Origin of the sequence: Actinoplanes sp. CA-131856, from assembly GCF_050956135.1 — a bacterium.
Lineage (GTDB): Bacteria > Actinomycetota > Actinomycetes > Mycobacteriales > Micromonosporaceae > Actinoplanes.
Map to the genome: position 1 here is coordinate 7,633,173 of NZ_CP191849.1, position 15,454 is coordinate 7,648,626.

Annotated in this window: 15 protein-coding genes and 1 pseudogene; 10 read left to right on the forward strand and 6 right to left on the reverse strand. The window is 71.4% G+C overall.

Annotation, left to right across the window (positions count from 1 at the left end; all coding sequences use genetic code 11):
* Positions 1-4: 4 nt before the first annotated feature.
* Positions 5-1,237, reverse strand: a complete 1,233-nt coding sequence (locus ACQP2X_RS34935; protein ID WP_498689220.1) for a hypothetical protein — start codon at positions 1,235-1,237, stop codon at positions 5-7.
* Positions 1,238-1,377: 140 nt separating this feature from the next.
* Here ACQP2X_RS34935 and ACQP2X_RS34940 point away from each other — a divergent pair, with 140 nt between their 5' ends.
* The 3 genes from ACQP2X_RS34940 (at position 1,378) to ACQP2X_RS34950 (ending at position 4,725) form a co-directional block, all read left to right on the forward strand.
* Positions 1,378-2,700 carry a restriction system modified-DNA reader domain-containing protein gene (locus ACQP2X_RS34940; protein ID WP_498689222.1) on the forward strand — a complete coding sequence of 441 codons (1,323 nt, stop codon included), beginning with the start codon at positions 1,378-1,380 and terminating at the stop codon, positions 2,698-2,700.
* A gap of 82 nt (positions 2,701-2,782) precedes the next feature.
* A complete protein-coding gene (locus ACQP2X_RS34945) occupies positions 2,783-3,346 on the forward strand; it encodes a winged helix-turn-helix domain-containing protein (protein ID WP_498689224.1) in 564 nt (187 codons plus the stop codon).
* Entirely contained in the window at positions 3,343-4,725 is a 1,383-nt protein-coding gene (locus ACQP2X_RS34950) for an MFS transporter (RefSeq protein ID WP_498689226.1), read from the forward strand. The genes ACQP2X_RS34945 and ACQP2X_RS34950 overlap by 4 nt, the downstream gene beginning before the upstream one ends.
* Here the strand turns inward: ACQP2X_RS34950 and ACQP2X_RS34955 are convergent.
* Positions 4,654-5,397, reverse strand: a pseudogene (locus ACQP2X_RS34955) (DMT family transporter); the annotation flags it as partial. The gene ACQP2X_RS34950 and the pseudogene ACQP2X_RS34955 sit on opposite strands and share 72 nt — an antisense overlap.
* Before the next feature lie 72 nt (positions 5,398-5,469).
* On the opposite strand from ACQP2X_RS34955, the gene ACQP2X_RS34960 reads away from it, so the two are divergent.
* Positions 5,470-6,363, forward strand: a complete 894-nt coding sequence (locus tag ACQP2X_RS34960) for a LysR family transcriptional regulator (RefSeq protein WP_498689230.1) — start codon at positions 5,470-5,472, stop codon at positions 6,361-6,363.
* Here the strand turns inward: ACQP2X_RS34960 and ACQP2X_RS34965 are convergent.
* Positions 6,356-6,925, reverse strand: a complete 570-nt coding sequence (locus ACQP2X_RS34965; RefSeq protein ID WP_498689233.1) for a TetR/AcrR family transcriptional regulator — start codon at positions 6,923-6,925, stop codon at positions 6,356-6,358. The two genes, ACQP2X_RS34960 and ACQP2X_RS34965, sit on opposite strands and share 8 nt — an antisense overlap.
* A 144-nt stretch (positions 6,926-7,069) precedes the next feature.
* Between ACQP2X_RS34965 and ACQP2X_RS34970 the strand changes: the two genes are divergently transcribed.
* Genes ACQP2X_RS34970 through ACQP2X_RS34990 form a run of 5 tightly spaced genes read left to right on the forward strand, consistent with a single transcriptional unit; the run spans position 7,070 to position 10,672 of the window.
* Positions 7,070-7,876, forward strand: coding sequence for an alpha/beta fold hydrolase (locus tag ACQP2X_RS34970; RefSeq protein ID WP_498689235.1), 807 nt, complete (start codon positions 7,070-7,072; stop codon positions 7,874-7,876).
* The gene (locus tag ACQP2X_RS34975; protein ID WP_498689237.1) at positions 7,873-8,652 is read left to right on the forward strand and encodes an alpha/beta hydrolase; all 780 of its coding nucleotides are present in this window, start codon (positions 7,873-7,875) and stop codon (positions 8,650-8,652) included. The genes ACQP2X_RS34970 and ACQP2X_RS34975 overlap by 4 nt, the downstream gene beginning before the upstream one ends.
* Positions 8,649-9,602, forward strand: coding sequence for an alpha/beta hydrolase (locus tag ACQP2X_RS34980; RefSeq protein ID WP_498689240.1), 954 nt, complete (start codon positions 8,649-8,651; stop codon positions 9,600-9,602). Before ACQP2X_RS34975 ends, ACQP2X_RS34980 begins: the two co-directional genes overlap by 4 nt.
* Positions 9,603-9,629: 27 nt before the next feature.
* Positions 9,630-10,541: an NmrA family NAD(P)-binding protein gene (locus ACQP2X_RS34985; RefSeq protein WP_498689242.1), complete on the forward strand. Its 912-nt coding sequence runs from the start codon at positions 9,630-9,632 to the stop codon at positions 10,539-10,541.
* Complete coding sequence (locus tag ACQP2X_RS34990; protein ID WP_498689245.1) at positions 10,541-10,672, forward strand: hypothetical protein; 132 nt, start codon at positions 10,541-10,543, stop codon at positions 10,670-10,672. The genes ACQP2X_RS34985 and ACQP2X_RS34990 overlap by 1 nt, the downstream gene beginning before the upstream one ends.
* Positions 10,673-10,717: 45 nt before the next feature.
* On the opposite strand, the gene ACQP2X_RS34995 is transcribed toward ACQP2X_RS34990, so the two are convergent.
* From ACQP2X_RS34995 to ACQP2X_RS35005, 3 genes are all read right to left on the reverse strand, one after another.
* On the reverse strand, positions 10,718-11,926 hold the full coding sequence (locus tag ACQP2X_RS34995) for a CE1 family esterase (protein WP_498689247.1): 1,209 nt from the start codon (positions 11,924-11,926) through the stop codon (positions 10,718-10,720).
* Positions 11,926-13,248, reverse strand: a complete 1,323-nt coding sequence (locus tag ACQP2X_RS35000) for a glycoside hydrolase family 10 protein (RefSeq protein WP_498689249.1) — start codon at positions 13,246-13,248, stop codon at positions 11,926-11,928. The genes ACQP2X_RS34995 and ACQP2X_RS35000 overlap by 1 nt, the downstream gene beginning before the upstream one ends.
* Positions 13,249-13,323: 75 nt before the next feature.
* Entirely contained in the window at positions 13,324-14,277 is a 954-nt protein-coding gene (locus ACQP2X_RS35005; protein ID WP_498689251.1) for a glycoside hydrolase family 6 protein, read from the reverse strand.
* 165 nt (positions 14,278-14,442) lie between these two features.
* Between ACQP2X_RS35005 and ACQP2X_RS35010 the strand changes: the two genes are divergently transcribed.
* Positions 14,443-15,450, forward strand: coding sequence for a LacI family DNA-binding transcriptional regulator (locus ACQP2X_RS35010; RefSeq protein ID WP_498689253.1), 1,008 nt, complete (start codon positions 14,443-14,445; stop codon positions 15,448-15,450).
* Positions 15,451-15,454 lie beyond the last annotated feature (4 nt).

Genomic DNA, 15,454 nt, shown 5'->3' on the forward strand with positions numbered 1-15,454 from the left:
CCGATCAGTTCGGCCCGCGGCGGCGCAGGGAGCGGATCATCGGGCGGATCGGTGGCAGCAGCACGGCGAGAAGGACCGCCGCCACGGCGGCCAGCAGCGTGCAGGTCCAGAACAGGCGGGGGCTCGGATCGGCCCAGATGGCGCCGCCGGCGTACGCCAGGCCGAACGGCAGCCCGACCACGGTGAGCAGCCCTAGCGCGGCGTTCACGGACCGGCCGGTGACCGCCTCGAGGAACCGGACGGCCGCGCCCATGTCGGTCTCGACATGGGCCATGAGCTCGGTCAGCCGATGCTGCGCCTGATGACGCGCCAGCAGTTCGTTGCCGATGCCTCGGCTGGTGGCCTGCTGGATCCACAGGTTGCGGCGGATCTCGACCAGCCGATGCTCCAGATCGGAGAGCGCCGACGGGTCGAGCCGCTCGGACCGGGCCGTCGCCACCCGGTTGGCGAAGTCGTTGAGCGCGCGCCACTGCATCCGCCCGAGCAGAAAGACATCGAGATAGAGCGAATGCACGTAGACCTCGGCCGCGTGGTGGAAACTCTGGGTTCCCCCATCGGGCGTACGTCCGACGAACGCCGCCCCGTCACGCAGAACGAGAGCGGTCCAGTCGCGCGACAGCCGAACCTCGCCGTCGAACAGAGCCGTGTCCTCGGGATCGGGCGGCACCCGGTCGAACGGCGTGGCCGAGGCGAGAAGCCAGGCCCACTGCCGGTGGGCCGGCCAGTCGTAGGCGGCCGAGGGCACGGGCGGATCACCCACGAAGGTGACGTGGGCAACCGTCTGCACGCGGCCCGGCCTGACCACGGCCCCCGGCGGAAGAAGCCCGGCCGCCGGCCCGGCCGCGACCAGCGCGCCGAGGGCGGCCACCGGATCGGCCGGGTCGAGGTGCACATGAACGACCATCAGGGCGGCCCGGGAGTCGTCGGCGTAGGGCAGGCGCACGATCTCGACACCGGCCACCGCGTCGTCCGCGGAATCCTGCCACCAGCGCGCCCCGTAAAGGCTTTCGCTGACCCGGCTCTCGAAATACGTGAGCCGCCGAACCTGATCGGCCGGGGCCGGCGCCACCAGATCCCGCCCCGTGCCGCCGGCCGACCGGACCGGCAGCGGCCCCGGGTGCCACGGCGGATCACCGGCCAGCTCGACCTCGACGACCAGGCAGGCCGACGCCCGCCCGATCACGGGCCGGCCCCCGGCCACGGCGTTCGAGGTCCGGGACGTCGTTTCGCTGGTCACGTCTAAAAGGCTTAGTCGACGCCGTCTCCGGGACACCATCCCCCGATCGGCGTCCGAAATGGTCATTCGGTGGTCCCTGTCCGGCTCTCTAGTGTCTAAGTTTCCAGCGGCGGCCGACCGGTGCACAGGAGACGACAACCATGCCATCACGTAGTACACGGCGAGAGGTTCTGATCGACGGACGCCGTGTCCGCCTGTCCGATCTCATCGAAGCCGGTCTCCTGAAAGTGGGGCAGGAACTGACCTATCGGCAGCGCATGGACCTGCCGCCGTATCACGCCACGGTGAACGAGCGCGCGCGTCTGGCGCTGCCCGACGGCCGCGAGTACAACACGCCCTCGGCCGCCGCCGCGGCCGCGTCGAAATTGCAGGCCGTGCCCGGATGGATCGCCTGGCGCGTCGGATCCGACGGGCCGACCCTGAGCGACCTACGCCAGCAACTTCTCAAGATGGCGGCCAGCGAGGTCCCGGAGTCTCCCCGCACCGAGCAGGCGAGGAGCCGGTTCGAGCGGCTGAACGACCTGTCGGACCTGGCGCAGGCGGGCACGCCGGCGACGTTCACCGTCCGCGAACTGCTCAAGCTGTGGGACTTCGACGACCGCAACAGCGTGACCATCGAGGTCGTGCGAACCGATCTCGACAATCACGGCCTCACCACCCGACCGGATTTCAGCGCCGTCTCCCTCGATCGGGTGGTCGCGCTCGAACTCGTCGGTGACGAGGAAGCGAACGAACCGGCGGTGAAGGCGGAGACCGCCGGCAGCATCGGCCTGACCCTGGGCAATCTCCAGGCCGAGGAGCGCGGGCTCCGCTGGGTCCCGCCGACCGCCACCTTCAAGCAGGCGATCACCGCCATGCAGCTGGACGACTATTCGCAGCTGGCGGTGCTGGAGAACGGCAACCTCGTCGGCGCCGTCACGTGGAAGTCGATCGCCGAGGCCAAGCACTACAACCCGACCGCCACGCTCGAGGCCGCCATCGTCCGCAGCGCCCGGATCTTCAACTACGACGAGCGACTGCTGGACGTCATCGGCTTTCTCCGCGACGACGGTTTCATCTTCGTCCGCGACGCCGACAACGAGGTCTCCGGCATCATCACCAACGCCGACGTCGTGGACAAGTACGACGAGACCGCCACCCCCTTCTTCCTCATCGGCGAGGTCGACCAGGAGCTGCGCGAGGTGATTCTCGGCCTCGCCGAGGACGGTCTGCTCGCGCGAACCCGGATGCGGGCCAAGGATCTGGCCAAGATGACCATGTCCGACTATCAGGACGTCCTGCAGAACGAGGAGTGCTGGAACCGTCTCGACTGGCCGGTCGACCAGAGCCTGTTCGTGGCCCGACTCGACCAGATCAGGCAGATCCGCAACACCGTGGCCCACTTCAACCGCGACCCGATCAAGCCTCGTGACGTCGAGAGCCTGCGCAACTTCCTCGGCCTGATCCGGCAGTGCACCGCCTGAGCGCTCCGATCTGAAAGAGTCTTGCAGGTGTGGCCCGGACCGGCCTAGGATCTGAAAGAGTCTTTCAGATTGGAGTGCCGCCGTGCAGGAACGCCGCCCTCAACTGACCGATCCCGCCGTCGTCGACGCGCTGGCCCATCCGGTGCGGCTCGACGTGCTCGGCTATCTCATGTCGTCCGGGCCGGCCACGGCCTCCGCCTGTGCCCGGGCAGTCGGCGACACTCCGTCGAACTGCAGTTATCACCTTCGGGTCCTCGCGGCGCACGGCCTCGTCGAGCCGGACGACTCCGGTGACGGGCGCTCCCGGCCCTGGCGGGCCACGCTCACCGGCTTCACCGTCGGCGCCGATGACGCCGACGCCGAGGCGGGCGTCTCCCGTGTGCTGGCCGCCGCCATCGAGCTCGACCACCACCTGGCCCGCGAATATCTGCGCCGTCAGGCGGATCTGCCCGAGAACTGGCGCGAGGTCGACTCGCACGCCAGCTTCGGTCTCTCCCTGTCGCCGGACGAGCTCGCCGACGTCCTGCGCCGCATCGACGCGGTGGTGCGGCCCTACCTGGCGCCCACACGCACCGACAGCCCGGAGGACGCCGAGCACGTACATCTCTCGCTCATGGCCTTTCCCCGGCCGGGATTCGGGTCGTGACCGGTTCGGCGCTGGCGGTTCCCGCGTTCCGCCGGCTGTGGATCGCCGGGCTGGTCTCCGACGCCGGCGACTGGCTGATGTTCATCGCCCTGCCGCTCGTCGTCCTCAAGCTGACCGGGTCGGCCCTGGGCACCTCGTTCGCTTTTCTGCTCGAACTGGCGCCGCCCGTGCTGCTGGCCCCGATCGCGGGCCGCGTCGCCGACCGCTTGCCGCGGCGGCTCGTCATGGTCGTCGCGATGCTCGCTCAAGCCTGCTCGCTGCTGCCGCTGCTCGCCGTGCACGACCGGGCCGACCTGCCGTTGCTCTACGGCGTCATCGTCGCCCACGCCACCTTCGCCGCGTTCTTCGAGCCCGCCAAGAACGCGGTGCTGCCGACCCTCGTCGGGGCCGACCGGGCGGTGTCCGCCAATGCCCTGGTCGGCCTGAACAACGACCTGGGGCGCATCGTGGGCGGCCCGCTCGGCGGCGTGCTGCTCGCGGTCGCCGGGCTCGGCGGCGTCGTGCTGGTGGACATCGCGACTTATCTGGTTGCAGCCGCCCTCGTCGCCACGCTGCCCGCGGAACGGGCCCGGCCGGCAGCAAACGCGGAACCGGCCCGGCGGGTGGTGAAAGCGGCCGGCCCCTCACACGGCGGCCTGCGCGGCGTGCTGGCCGACCCGGCGAGCCGCGCCCCGGTCGTGGTGGCGTTCGTCGCGGCCATCGCCCAGGGCCTGTTCGTCCTGCTGTTCGTCTTCTTCGTCACCGACATCCTGGGCGGGGCCGAGGCCGACGTCGGCGTGCTCCGGGGCGTCCAGGCCATCGGGGCCATCGCCGCCGGCGTCGTCCTGGGCATGCTGGGAGCCCGCCTCGACATCCTCCGGCTCACCATCGCCGGCGGCATCGTCTTCACCGTGCTCACCGCGGTGACGTGGAACCTGTCGTTCCTGACCCACAGCATGCCGGTCTACGGCGTCCTGTTCGCCGTCGTCGGTGCGCCCGGCGTCCTCCTCGGCGCGGGCCTCACCAGCCTGCTGCAACGGGCGTCGGACGACCGCCGCCGGGGCAGCGCCTTCGCGGCGTTCGGCCTGGCCCAGGCCACCGGTCAGGCGCTCGGCCTGATCGCCGGCGGCGTTTTGCAAAGCGTGGCCGGCACGATGCCGCTCCTCGAGGTCCAGGCGGCCACCTACGCCGTCGCCGCCGTGCTCGCGCTGACCCTGCTCCGCACGACCGGCCGCCATGCGGTGGGCGCGTTCGACCCGCTGGCCCCAGAAGGTGCCGGCCAGGACGAGCGCGATGCCGGCGGCCGCGAGCACGGTCAGGTGTTCGCCGCCGAGGCTCACGCCGATCAGGACGGCCCACACCGGCTCGGTGCCGAGCAGCAGGCTCGCACGGGCGGGTGAGGTGCGGCGTACGGCCCACAGCTGCACCACGAACGCGAAGACGCTGCAGCCGAGGGCCACGTACAGCACACCCAGCCACTCCCCCGCGCCGAACGCGCCGGCCGCCGGGAGCAGCGCCGGACCGGCCGCGACGGTGAACACGACCGCGCCCACCACGGTCTGCACCGTGGTCAGGGTGACCGTGTCGTACGAGGGCCGGCTGAGCCGCCCGGAGAGCGTGACGTGCACGGCCCGGACCACGGCGGCCGCCAGCATCAGGGCGTCGCCGGCCGATGGCGTCCGCAATCCCGGCCCCGCGACCAGCAGCACCACCCCACCCGTGGCCACGCCCGCGGCCAGAAAGAACCTCGGTGGCAGGCCGCCCTGCAACAGGGGCGTGAGCAGGATCGTCAAACTGATCAGGACGCCGGCATTGGTCGCGCTGGTCAGCGAGACGCCGTACGTCTCCAGAGCCAGCACCGACGCCTGCGTACCACCGAGCAGAAGCCCCACCCTCAGCTCGCCCCGCGCGGGACGCCGGCCGATCATCAGCGGCAGCATGGCCGCCATCGACACCAGATAGCGCAGCGCCAGCACCACCAGCACGCCGCCGGCCACGACCAGCGTCTTGGCCGCCAGATAGCTGCTGCCCCAGATCACGGCCACGGCCAGCAGCAGAAGGTCTCCCGTCACACCGGAAGCCTGCGGCCCGCCGATACGGTAGACAAGACGCCATCTGCTGAAACGACGATGTAGTGGAGCCTAATGGATCCGCATCACCTGAGACTGCTGCGCGAGCTGGGCGAGCGCGGCAGCGTGGCCGCCGTGGCCCGCGCGCTGCGCATCACCCCGTCGGCGGTGTCCCAGCAGCTCAACGTCCTGCAACGGTCCTCGCCGGTGCCGCTGACCGAGCGCAGCGGCCGGCGCCTCGTGCTGACCGGCGCCGGCCGGGCCCTGGCCTCGGCCGCGGTCGAGGTGATGACCGCCCTCGACCGGGCGTCCCGGGCCGTCGGCGACTATCTGGACGCCCCGGGCACGCCGGTCACCGTGGCCGCGTTCCACAGCGCCGGGCTGACCTGGTTCGCGCCGCTGATCACCCGGTTCCCTCAGGTGCGGTGCGCGGACGAGGATGTGGCCGAGGCCGATTTCCCGGCCCTGGTCGGCGATTACGACCTGGTGCTGGCCCACCGGCTGGCCCACAGCCCGCCCTGGCCCGCCGACCGGCTCACGGTGATCCCCTTGATTCGGGAGCCGTTGTACGTCGCGATGTCCGCCCACCATCCCCTGACCGCGCGGGAACGGCTCACCGCGGCCGACGTGAGCGCGTGGCCGTGGATCAGCGTCCACGACGGCTTCCCGCTGACCGGGCTGCTGACCGCGATCGCGGCCGCGGCCGGGCATCCCCTCGACATCCGCCACCGTATCAACGAGTTCACGGTGGCGGCGTCGGTGGTCGCGGCCGGAGAGGCACTGGCCCTGCTGCCCGGCCACACGACGCCGCCGGACCCACGGCTGGCCCTGCGCCCGCTGGCCGACCTGCCGGCCGTCCGCCACATCGACGTGCTGACCCGGCCCGAGACGCTGCACCGCGCCCCGGTCCGCTCCGTCCTCGACGCGCTGCGGGAAATCGCGGCCCGGCCGCGAGCCGGGATCAGTTGAGGCCTGCGATCAAACGGGCGGTGCTGACGAACGTACGCCGAGCGCTGTCCTTGTCGTCGAGGTAGCTGCCGATCAGCAGGGAGTCGCGGAGCATCGCGAGCGCCTCGGCCTTGAGCTCGACGCCCTCGCGGCCGGCCTCGCTGAGCATGGCGCGCAGGTCGTCGTGGAACCAGGCGCGGTGCCGGGCGACGGCCTGGCGCACCGGACTGGCCGGGTCGGGGAACTCGCTCGCCGCTTTGATGAACGGGCAGCCCAGCGTGTGGCGGTCGGACGCGTCGGCGGCGATGCCCTCGATGGCCAGCTCCAGCTTGTGCTGGGGCGAGACCGCCTGGGCCAGGCCGGCGTCCCAGAGTTCCTTCATCCGGCTGTCCTCGCGCTCAAGGTACGCCACAACGAGCGCTTCCTTGCCGTCGAAGTGGCGGTACATCGTGGTCCGGGTAACACCGGACTCCTGCAGGATGCGCTCCACGCCCACACCGTTGATGCCCTCGGTGTAGAACAGGCGGCTCGCCGTCTGCAGCAGCTGATCGCGCGGCGCGATCGCGCGCTTTGTACTCGCCATGATCCCATCCTACAACTCGGAATGATCGTTCCTTCCGTCATAGGTAACCGGGGTCACTGGTGTCTTGTTCCCGCTGTGGACCAGTGCTTAGCTTCACGCAGTGAACGGAATGATCGGTCATTCCGTGAACGACAGGAGGCATCCATGAACCGCACCCGCAAGATCGCCGCTGCGGCGACGGCCGTCGCCGCGATCGCCGCCGTGTCGGCGGCGCCGGCCACCGCCCACGGCAGCGCCAAGCCGACCGTCGTGCTCGTGCACGGCGCCTGGGCCGACGCGTCGAGCTTCGCCCCGGTCACCGCGCTGCTCCAGCGCCGCGGCTACACCGTGCTCAACGCCCCGAACCCGCTGCGCGGCCTCGCCGCCGACGCCGCCTCGGTCGCCGCGTTCGTCAACCAGGCCACCACCGGCCCCGTCGTGCTGGCCGGGCACTCGTACGGCGGAGCGGTCATCACGAACGCCGCCACGCAGACCCCGCGGGTCACCGCGCTGGCCTACATCGACGCGTACGCGCCGGACGCCGGCGAGACCATCGTCCAGCTGACCGGCGCCAAGCCCGGCTCGGCGCTCGCCGCCCCGGCCGAGACCGTCTTCGACGCCGTGCAGGATCCGTCGCTGCCGGCCGGCGACGTCGACCTGTACGTCAAGCGTGACCAGTTCCCGCGGATCTTCGCCGCCCACCTGCCCGCGGCCACCGGCCGGGCGCTCGCCGCCGCGCAGACCCCGATCGCCGCCGGCGCGCTGCAGGAGCCCTCCGGCACGCCCGCCTGGAAGAAGCTGCCGAGCTGGTTCGTCATCGGCCGCCGCGACCAGGTCATCCCGGCCGCCGAGCAGCAGGCCATGGCCGAGCGCGCCCACGGCCACGTCACCACCATCACCGCCGACCACCTGTCCACGGTCGAGCAGCCGGCCGCCGTCGCCACCGCCATCGAGCAGGCGGCCCGGCGATGACCGTCCTGTTCATCCCCGGTCTGTGGATCCACTCCACCGCCTGGGAGCCGTGGCGTGAGCTCTTCGCCCGGGGCGGCCACGACTCGGTCGCCCTGGGCTGGCCCGGGGAGGCCAGCAGCGCGGCACTCACCCGGCAAGCGCCGGAACAGCTCGCCGGCACGGGGGTGCGGGAGCTGACCGACCACTACGCCCGACACGCCGAGGCGCTGGGCGAGCCACCTCTCGTCGTCGGCCACTCGTTCGGCGGTCTCGTCGCGCAGAAACTGCTTGCGGCCGGTGTCGCCCGGGCCGCGGTCGCCATCGATCCGGCGCCGGTGAAGGGCGTCAACGCGCTGCCACTGGCTCAGATCCGGAGCGCCCTGCCCGTACTCAGAAGGAAGACCAACCGGAACGGCTCGGTGATGCTCACCCGGCGGCAGTTCCGCTACGGCTTCGGCAACGCGGTCAGCCGCGAGGAGTCCGACCGGCTGTACCAGCGCCATGCGATTCCCGGACCGGGCCGGCCCATCTTCGAGCTGACCGCCGCCAAGAAGGACCCCGCGTCACCGACCGAGGTCGACCTCGACGACAGCCGGCGCGGGCCGTTGCTGATCCTCGGCGGCGGCAAGGACCACACCGTGCCCGCGGTCGCCGCCCGCCAGGCGGCCGCACTCTACCGGCCCGGACATCGCACCGAATACCGCGAGCTGCCCGGCAAGGGCCATTCCCTCGTCTTCGATGACGGCTGGCGCGAGGTCGCCGGCATCGTCCTCACCTATCTCAAGGAGCAGTCATGATCAAGCCGCCGCCGTTCGACCCCGAGCTCAAGACCGTGCTCGATGTCGTCAACCAGTCCATCACTCCGACCCTGCTGCCGTCTCACCTCTCCGCTCTGCGCGGTCCCGGGTTCACCCCGACGCTGGAACAACTGCTGGAAGGCCGGCCGATCACCCACGAGGTACGCGACGCGAACGGCGTCACCGTCTCGATCTTCCGCCCCGCGCGGCCGGCGAAGCAGGCGCCCGGCTTCTTCTTCACCCACGTCGGCGGCATGATCTTCGGCGACCGGTTCGTCGGCGTCGCGCCCGTCGTCGACTACGTCGAACGGTTCGGCGCGGTCGTGGTGACCGTCGAATATCGCCTGGCGCCGGAGCACCCGGCCCCGGCGGCGCTCGAGGACTCGTACGCCGCCCTGGTCTGGACCGCGAAGCACGCGACCGAACTCGGCATCGATCCGGACAAGCTGATCACCATCGGCGGCAGCGCCGGGGGCGGGCTGGCCGCCGGCATCACCTTGATGGCCCGCGACCGCGGCTTCCCCGCCCTGGCCGGGCAGGTGCTGATGTACGCCATGCTCGACGAGCACAACGACAGCGTCTCCGCCCGCCAGATCGACGGCCTCGGCATCTGGGACCGCACCAGCAACAACACCGGCTGGGACTTCTATCTCGGCGACCGCCGGGGCACCGATCGGATCACCCCGTACGAGTCCGCGTCCCGAGCGGCCGACGTCACCAACCTGCCACCCACATACGTGGAGGCCGGCTCGGCCGAGGTCTTCCGCGACGAGGACGTGGCGTACGCCTCCGCGCTCTGGGCCGCCGGCGGCGAGGCCGAACTGCACATCTGGCCCGGCGGCTACCACCTGTTCGAACTGCTCGCCCCCGGCGCGGCCCTGTCGGTCGTCGCCCGCGAGACCCGGGCGGCCTGGATCGCCCGGCTGCTCGACCGCCTCTCCGCCCGCTGACCCCCGCCTGTCCCAAAGGAGAGTTACATGAGCCGCCGATTCGTGGTGACCGGAGCCACCGGCAAGACCGGAGCCGGCACCGTACGGCTGCTGCGCGAGCGCGGCCACGCGGTGACCGCCTTCGTGCACCGCCACGACCAGCGCTCCGAGGCGCTCGCCGACCTGGGCGCGGACGTCGTCGCGGGCGATCTGCGCGACCTCGCCGCGGTCACCGCCGTCACGCGGGACGCTGAGGGCGTCTATTTCTGCTACCCGGTCGAGCCCGGCCTGATCGAGGCCACCGCCACGGCGGCCCAGGCCGCCGCCGACGCTCAGGTGGCCACCGTCGTCAACATGTCCCAGGTGTCGGCCCGCCGCGACGCCCTGAGCAATGCGGCCAAGCAGCACTGGCTGGCCGAGCGCCTGCTGGACCGCGGACCGTTCCGCACGACCCACCTGCGGCCCACGTTCTTCGCCGACTGGCTGATCTGGGGCTATGCCGACGAGGGCGACGGCGGTGTCATCGGCCTGCCGTTCGGCTCGGGCCGGCACGCCCCGATCACCAGCGAGGACCAGGCCCGGGTCATCGCCGCGGTGCTCGACGACCCGTTGCCGCACGCCGGTCGCACCTACGAGCTGTACGGCCCGGAGGAGATGGACCACACCCGGATCGCCGCCGTGCTGAGCCGCGTGCTCGACCGGCCCGTCCGCTACGAGGCGCTGGACCTTGACGTGTACCGCGCCGGGCTGCTTGCGCGCGGCCTGCCCGCTCACATCATCCAGCACTTCGCCGGCGTCGCCCTCGACTACCGCGCCGGGGTGTTTGCCGGAACCAACGACGCCGTGCGCCGCATCACCGGCCGGCCGCCGACCGGCGTCGAGGACTTCGCCGCCGCCCACCGCGACGCTTTCCATGGCATCGGCCAGTTCGCCGTGCCGCACCCCCTACAGGAGAACTGATGCGCTACACCACCTTCGGCACCCGGACCGGCCTGCGGGTCTCCGAGTACGCCCTCGGCACCGCCTCGTTCGGCACCAACTGGGGCGGCGCCGCTGCCGACCGCTTCGACCGGATCCGCCCGGTCGCCTGAACGACGACCGGCTCGGCGCATGGCCGGCACCGACAGGACGGCGTGTCACGCCGGCCCGCAGGTGGTGGTGGGCACGCTGTTGGCGCCGGTCCAGGTGCCGAGGAAGCCGAAGGTGGCCGACGCACCCGCGCCCAGGGCGCCGTTCCAGCTCTCGTTGGTCACGGTCGGCGCGCTGCCGCTCCCCGAGACGCGCCCGCCCCAGGACTGGGTGATCGTCTGGCCGGCGGCGAAGGTCCAGCCGACCCGCCATCCGGTCAGCGCCGTGGCGCCGGCCGTCACCGTGACCTCGGCCTGGAAACCGCCCTGCCACTGACCGGTGATCCGATAGGTGGCGGTGCAGGCGCCGGACGGAACAGGCGGCGTCGAGCTGGGCGTGGTCGGCGGTGTGGTCGGTGTGGTGCTTTCCAGCCGCGTGAAGAACCTCCAGACCTCGGCACCCACCCACGTGAGGGCGCCGCTGGTCGAGGTGGATCCGTCGACCGGTTCCGGTGTGTGGTCGCCGTCGAACGCGGCCCAGGCCACCGGATATCCGGTGCGGCAGCCCGCGTACGAGGTCACGATGTGGGTGAGGCTGCCGCGGGCCGGCTCGGGCGGGTTCTGGGCGGTGCAGCCGTTGTTGCGGACGAAGGTGTCGCGGATGGCACGGCCCTGCGCGATGTTCAGCACGCTGTCATGGGTGCCGTGGATGCCGAGGTAGGCGACCGGCTGCGTGCCCGGGTTGCAGCCGCTGAGATTGGCACCGGACAGGACCGCGACCGCGCGGAAGACCGCCGGCCGGGCACAGGCGACGGCGTAGCTCATGGCCCCGCCGTAGCTCCAGCCGAGCGCGAACACCTGGGTGGTGTCGACGCACAGATCACCCTCGATCAGCGCGGTCAGGTTGTCGACGAGGGTGAGGTCGCGGTTGCCGGTGTTGGCCCAGCCGTTGTCGATGCCCTGCGGCGCGACCAGGATGGCCGAGTTGTTCGACAAGCCCTGTAATCCGTAGTAACCGCCGCCGGCCACGGTGCCCGCGGTGCCGTTCAGCCAGTGAAAGGCGAAGATCAGTTTGTACGGCTTGGCGCGGTCGTAGTTGTCCGGCACGCGCAGGATGTACGAGCGGTTCTGGCCGCCGCTGGCGATGGTGCGGGTGCCGCTGGTCAGCGTCGGCGCCTTGCCGCACCCGCTGGTGGCCGCGGCGCCGGCCGGGACCGCCGTCACGAGCGCCATCGCCGCGGTGGCCAGCAGGACTGCCATGATTCTCCGTATCGACATCACGACTCCTCGTCCGCCGAGCAGGTGGGGGTGGCCGTGGGCCCGCTGCCGGTGCCCTGGAAGCCGAACTCGGTCGAGCCGCCGGCCGGGATCCGGCCGTTGTAGCCGACGTTGCCGAAGGAGCCGCCGCTGTTGGTGGCGTTCCAGATGCCGGTGATCGCACTGCCGGATGGCAGGCTGATCCCGACCGTCCAGCCGGAGATCGCGGCCGCACCGGCGGTGACCCGCACCGTGGCCACGAAACCGCCGTTCCAGGAGTTCAGCGACACCGTGGCGGCGCAGGCGCCGGAGGGCGGGTTGCTGGTGGGCGGCGGAGAGGTCGGGTTGGTGGTGCCGCCCGCGTTGAGGGCGTTCAGGACCGAGGTGTACGCCGCCTTCTTGTTACCGGAGTTGTCGAACAGCAGCGGGTTCTCCCCGGTCCGCCACGAGTCGCTGTCGCGGATGCCCCAGACCGTGATGCCCGTGCACCGGGACACCGCCATGCAGGCGCGGGTGACACCGGCGTACACATTGGCCTGGTTGCCGCCCTGTGCCACGTCGAGCTCGGTGATCTGCACGTCGACCCCGAGGTCGGCGAAGCGCTGGAGGTTGGCCTGATAGGTCGAGTCGAGGCCGGTGCCGAGGTGGGACTGGAAGCCGACGCAGTCGATCGGCACGCCGCGCGACCTGAAGTCGCGGACCATGGTGTAGATGCCGGTCGACTTCGCGTTGATGCCGTCGGTGTTGTAGTCGTTGTAGCAGAGCTTGGCGTTCGGGTCGGCCGCGCGGGCGGCCCGGAAGGCGGCCTCGATCCAGTCGTTGCCGGTGCGCTGGAGGTTGGAGTCGCGCCGGGCGCCGCTGCCGCCGTCGGCGAAGGCCTCGTTGACCACGTCCCAGGCGTAGATCTTGCCTTTGTAGTGGGAGGCGACCTGGGTGACGTGGTTGATGGCGGCGTTGCGCAGGGCGCTGCCGGACAGCGACTGCGCCCACGAGGGCTGTTGCTGGTGCCAGAGCAGGGCGTGACCGCGGACCTTGGCGCCCATGGCGAGCCCTTGGTTGAGGATGCGGTCGCCGTTGGTGTAGGTGAACCGGCCCTGTGACGGCTCGGTGGCGTCCCACTTCATCTCGTTCTCGGCGGTGACCGAGGTGAACTCCGTGGTCAGGATCCGGGTGTAGGTGGAGTCGCCGAGACGGCCGGCGGCGATGGCGGCGCCGTAGTAGCGGCCGCTCTGTGCGGCCGAGGCGCCCAGCGTGGAGGCGGCGTTCGCGGTGCCGGCGATGGCGATGGCGACGGCAGCGCTCATCACGAGCAGCGCCGCCCCGCCGTGCCTGGGGATGGACATGAGCACGCAACCTTTCTCGGGGGAATGGACCGGTACGCCTCGGGAGCGCTCCCAAAAAGGCGCCGCAAAAAAGCGTCAGTAGCCGAAGATCATCTTGTAGGCGACCTCGGGGAGGAACTGTCCGGCGGCCGAGCCCGCGCCGACGCCGCAGTTGCCGTCGGACTCACCGGGCGTCTTGAGCCAGAGCAGCATCTCGGCGCCGCCGCCGAGCTGGCTCGGGGTGCCGATCCGGCGGCCGGCCGGGTTGCACCAGGCGCCGTTCGAGCCGTTGCCGTTACGGCTGGTGTCGACGACGAACGGCTTGCTGTAGCCGTACCCGCGCAACGCGGCCGCGACGTTGCTGCCGTAGTTGACGTTCTCACCGGTAGTGAAGTAGTTGGACACGTTCAGCGCGAAGCCGTGCGCGGCGGAGACACCCGCCGCGTTCAGGCGCTGCGCCATCGTCCGGGCGTCGACCCAGCCGGGGTTGCCGGCGTCGAGATAGGCCCAGGCGTTGGGCGCCTTGGACCGGAACTGCCCGGCGGCGCGGGACAGCATGCCGAGGCGGTCGGCGATCTGCGCCTGGCTCATGCAGCCGAAGTCGCCCAGCGAGTCGGGCTCCAGGACCACCACGGCCGGCCGGCTGCCGATGGCGGCGGCGAAGGAGGAGATCCACGCGTCGTAGGCGGCGACGCTGCCGGCGCCGCCGCCCGAGTGGCCGCCGCACGCGTCGCGGCCCGGGATGTTGTAGGCGACCAGGAGGGGCAGCTTGTCGACGGCGTCGGCGGCGGCCACGTAGGAGCCGACCGCCGACCGGATGTCGCCGCTCCAGTTGCCGAACCAGGCCGCCATCGGCCGCTGCGCGATCTGGGCCCGGATCGCGGCGGCCCAGCCGTCGTTCGGGTTGGCGGCGACCCAGGCGGCCGGACTCGAGTGGGGATTGACGTAGAAGCCGCTGGTCTGGCCGATGGGGTCGGCGTGGGCGGCCGGAGCGGCCAGCAGGACAGCGGGAACCACCAGCGCCAGCGCGGCGCTCAGCACACGTCTCATCAACAGACCTCCTCAGAACTGGAAGCGCTTCCGGTCTTTGACATTTACAGATGTCAATTCCAGGTTGGGTGCGGCCTGAAGGCATGTCAAGAGCCTCGGTGGAAAACTGGGAGCGCTTCCAGTTCGTGGCCCAATCCAACGGCGAATGTCGATATCATCTTCGAGATGGCGGCGCAGGCACGAAAACCCACCCTCGACGAGGTGGCCGAGCGCGCGGGCGTTTCCCGCTCGGCCGCGTCCCGCGCCATCAACCAGGCGCCGCACGTCAGCCGTGCCGCCCGCGAAGCCGTCGAGAAGGCCATCAAGGAGCTGGGCTACCGGCCCAACCGCGCCGCCCGCGCGCTGGCCACCCGGCAGACGGGCGTCGTCGCCCTGGCGGTGTCCCACGACGATCCCGAACTGTTCGCCGATCCGTTCTTCGCGCAGGTCATCGTCGGCGTCTCGGCAGCGCTCGAGGAGACCGAGCTGCACCTGCTGCTGTGCCTGGCCAGCTCGGGCCGGGGCCGGTCCCGGCTGACGAATCTGCTGCACACCGGCGGCGTCGACGGCCTCATGCTGCTGGCCACGCGCCAGGACGACCCGGTGAACCGGATCGCGGGCCAGGCCGGCCTGCCCACCGTCTACGGTGGTCGGCCGCTCGGCTTCGAGCCGAAGTGGTACGTCGATTGCGACAACCTCGGCGGCGCCCGGCAAGCCACCGAGCATCTGATCGGGCTCGGCCGGACCCGCATCGTCACGATCACCGGCGAATCCGGCAGCGGCGCCGCCGACGCCCGCCACCGGGGCTACCGCGAGGCGCTGGCCATGGCCGGCCTCACCCCGCACGGCGTGGTCGAGGGTGACTTCACCGAGGCCGGCGGGGCGGCGGCGATGCGCACCGTGCTCGAGCGCCACCCCGGCGCCGACGGCGTCTTCGCGGCCAGCGACAACATGGCTGCGGGGGCCCTGCGCGTCCTGCGCGAGGCCGGCCTGTCCGTGCCGGGCGACGTGGCCGTGGTCGGCTTCGACGACCTGGGCGCGGCCCGTCGCACCGACCCGCCCCTGACCACTGTCCACCAGCCGATCCAGGCGCTGGGCACGGAGATGGCCCGGTTGCTCATCGGGCTGATCGCCGGGCAGGAGCGCAGCTCGCTCATCCTGCCCACGCGCCTGGTCCGGCGCGCCTCCGCGTGACCTC

Excerpts from the sequence above, each read along its gene's own strand:
- ACQP2X_RS34940 (WP_498689222.1), top strand. The coding sequence starts at position 1,378 with ATGCCATCACGTAGTACACGGCGAGAGGTTCTGATCGACGGACGCCGT.
- ACQP2X_RS34960 (WP_498689230.1), top strand. The coding sequence starts at position 5,470 with ATGGATCCGCATCACCTGAGACTGCTGCGCGAGCTGGGCGAGCGCGGC.
- ACQP2X_RS34965 (WP_498689233.1), bottom strand. The coding sequence starts at position 6,925 with ATGGCGAGTACAAAGCGCGCGATCGCGCCGCGCGATCAGCTGCTGCAG.
- ACQP2X_RS34970 (WP_498689235.1), top strand. The coding sequence starts at position 7,070 with ATGAACCGCACCCGCAAGATCGCCGCTGCGGCGACGGCCGTCGCCGCG.
- ACQP2X_RS34975 (WP_498689237.1), top strand. The coding sequence starts at position 7,873 with ATGACCGTCCTGTTCATCCCCGGTCTGTGGATCCACTCCACCGCCTGG.
- ACQP2X_RS34980 (WP_498689240.1), top strand. The coding sequence starts at position 8,649 with ATGATCAAGCCGCCGCCGTTCGACCCCGAGCTCAAGACCGTGCTCGAT.
- ACQP2X_RS34985 (WP_498689242.1), top strand. The coding sequence starts at position 9,630 with ATGAGCCGCCGATTCGTGGTGACCGGAGCCACCGGCAAGACCGGAGCC.
- ACQP2X_RS34990 (WP_498689245.1), top strand. The coding sequence starts at position 10,541 with ATGCGCTACACCACCTTCGGCACCCGGACCGGCCTGCGGGTCTCCGAG.
- ACQP2X_RS34995 (WP_498689247.1), bottom strand. The coding sequence starts at position 11,926 with ATGTCGATACGGAGAATCATGGCAGTCCTGCTGGCCACCGCGGCGATG.
- ACQP2X_RS35000 (WP_498689249.1), bottom strand. The coding sequence starts at position 13,248 with ATGTCCATCCCCAGGCACGGCGGGGCGGCGCTGCTCGTGATGAGCGCT.
- ACQP2X_RS35005 (WP_498689251.1), bottom strand. The coding sequence starts at position 14,277 with ATGAGACGTGTGCTGAGCGCCGCGCTGGCGCTGGTGGTTCCCGCTGTC.
- ACQP2X_RS35010 (WP_498689253.1), top strand. The coding sequence starts at position 14,443 with ATGGCGGCGCAGGCACGAAAACCCACCCTCGACGAGGTGGCCGAGCGC.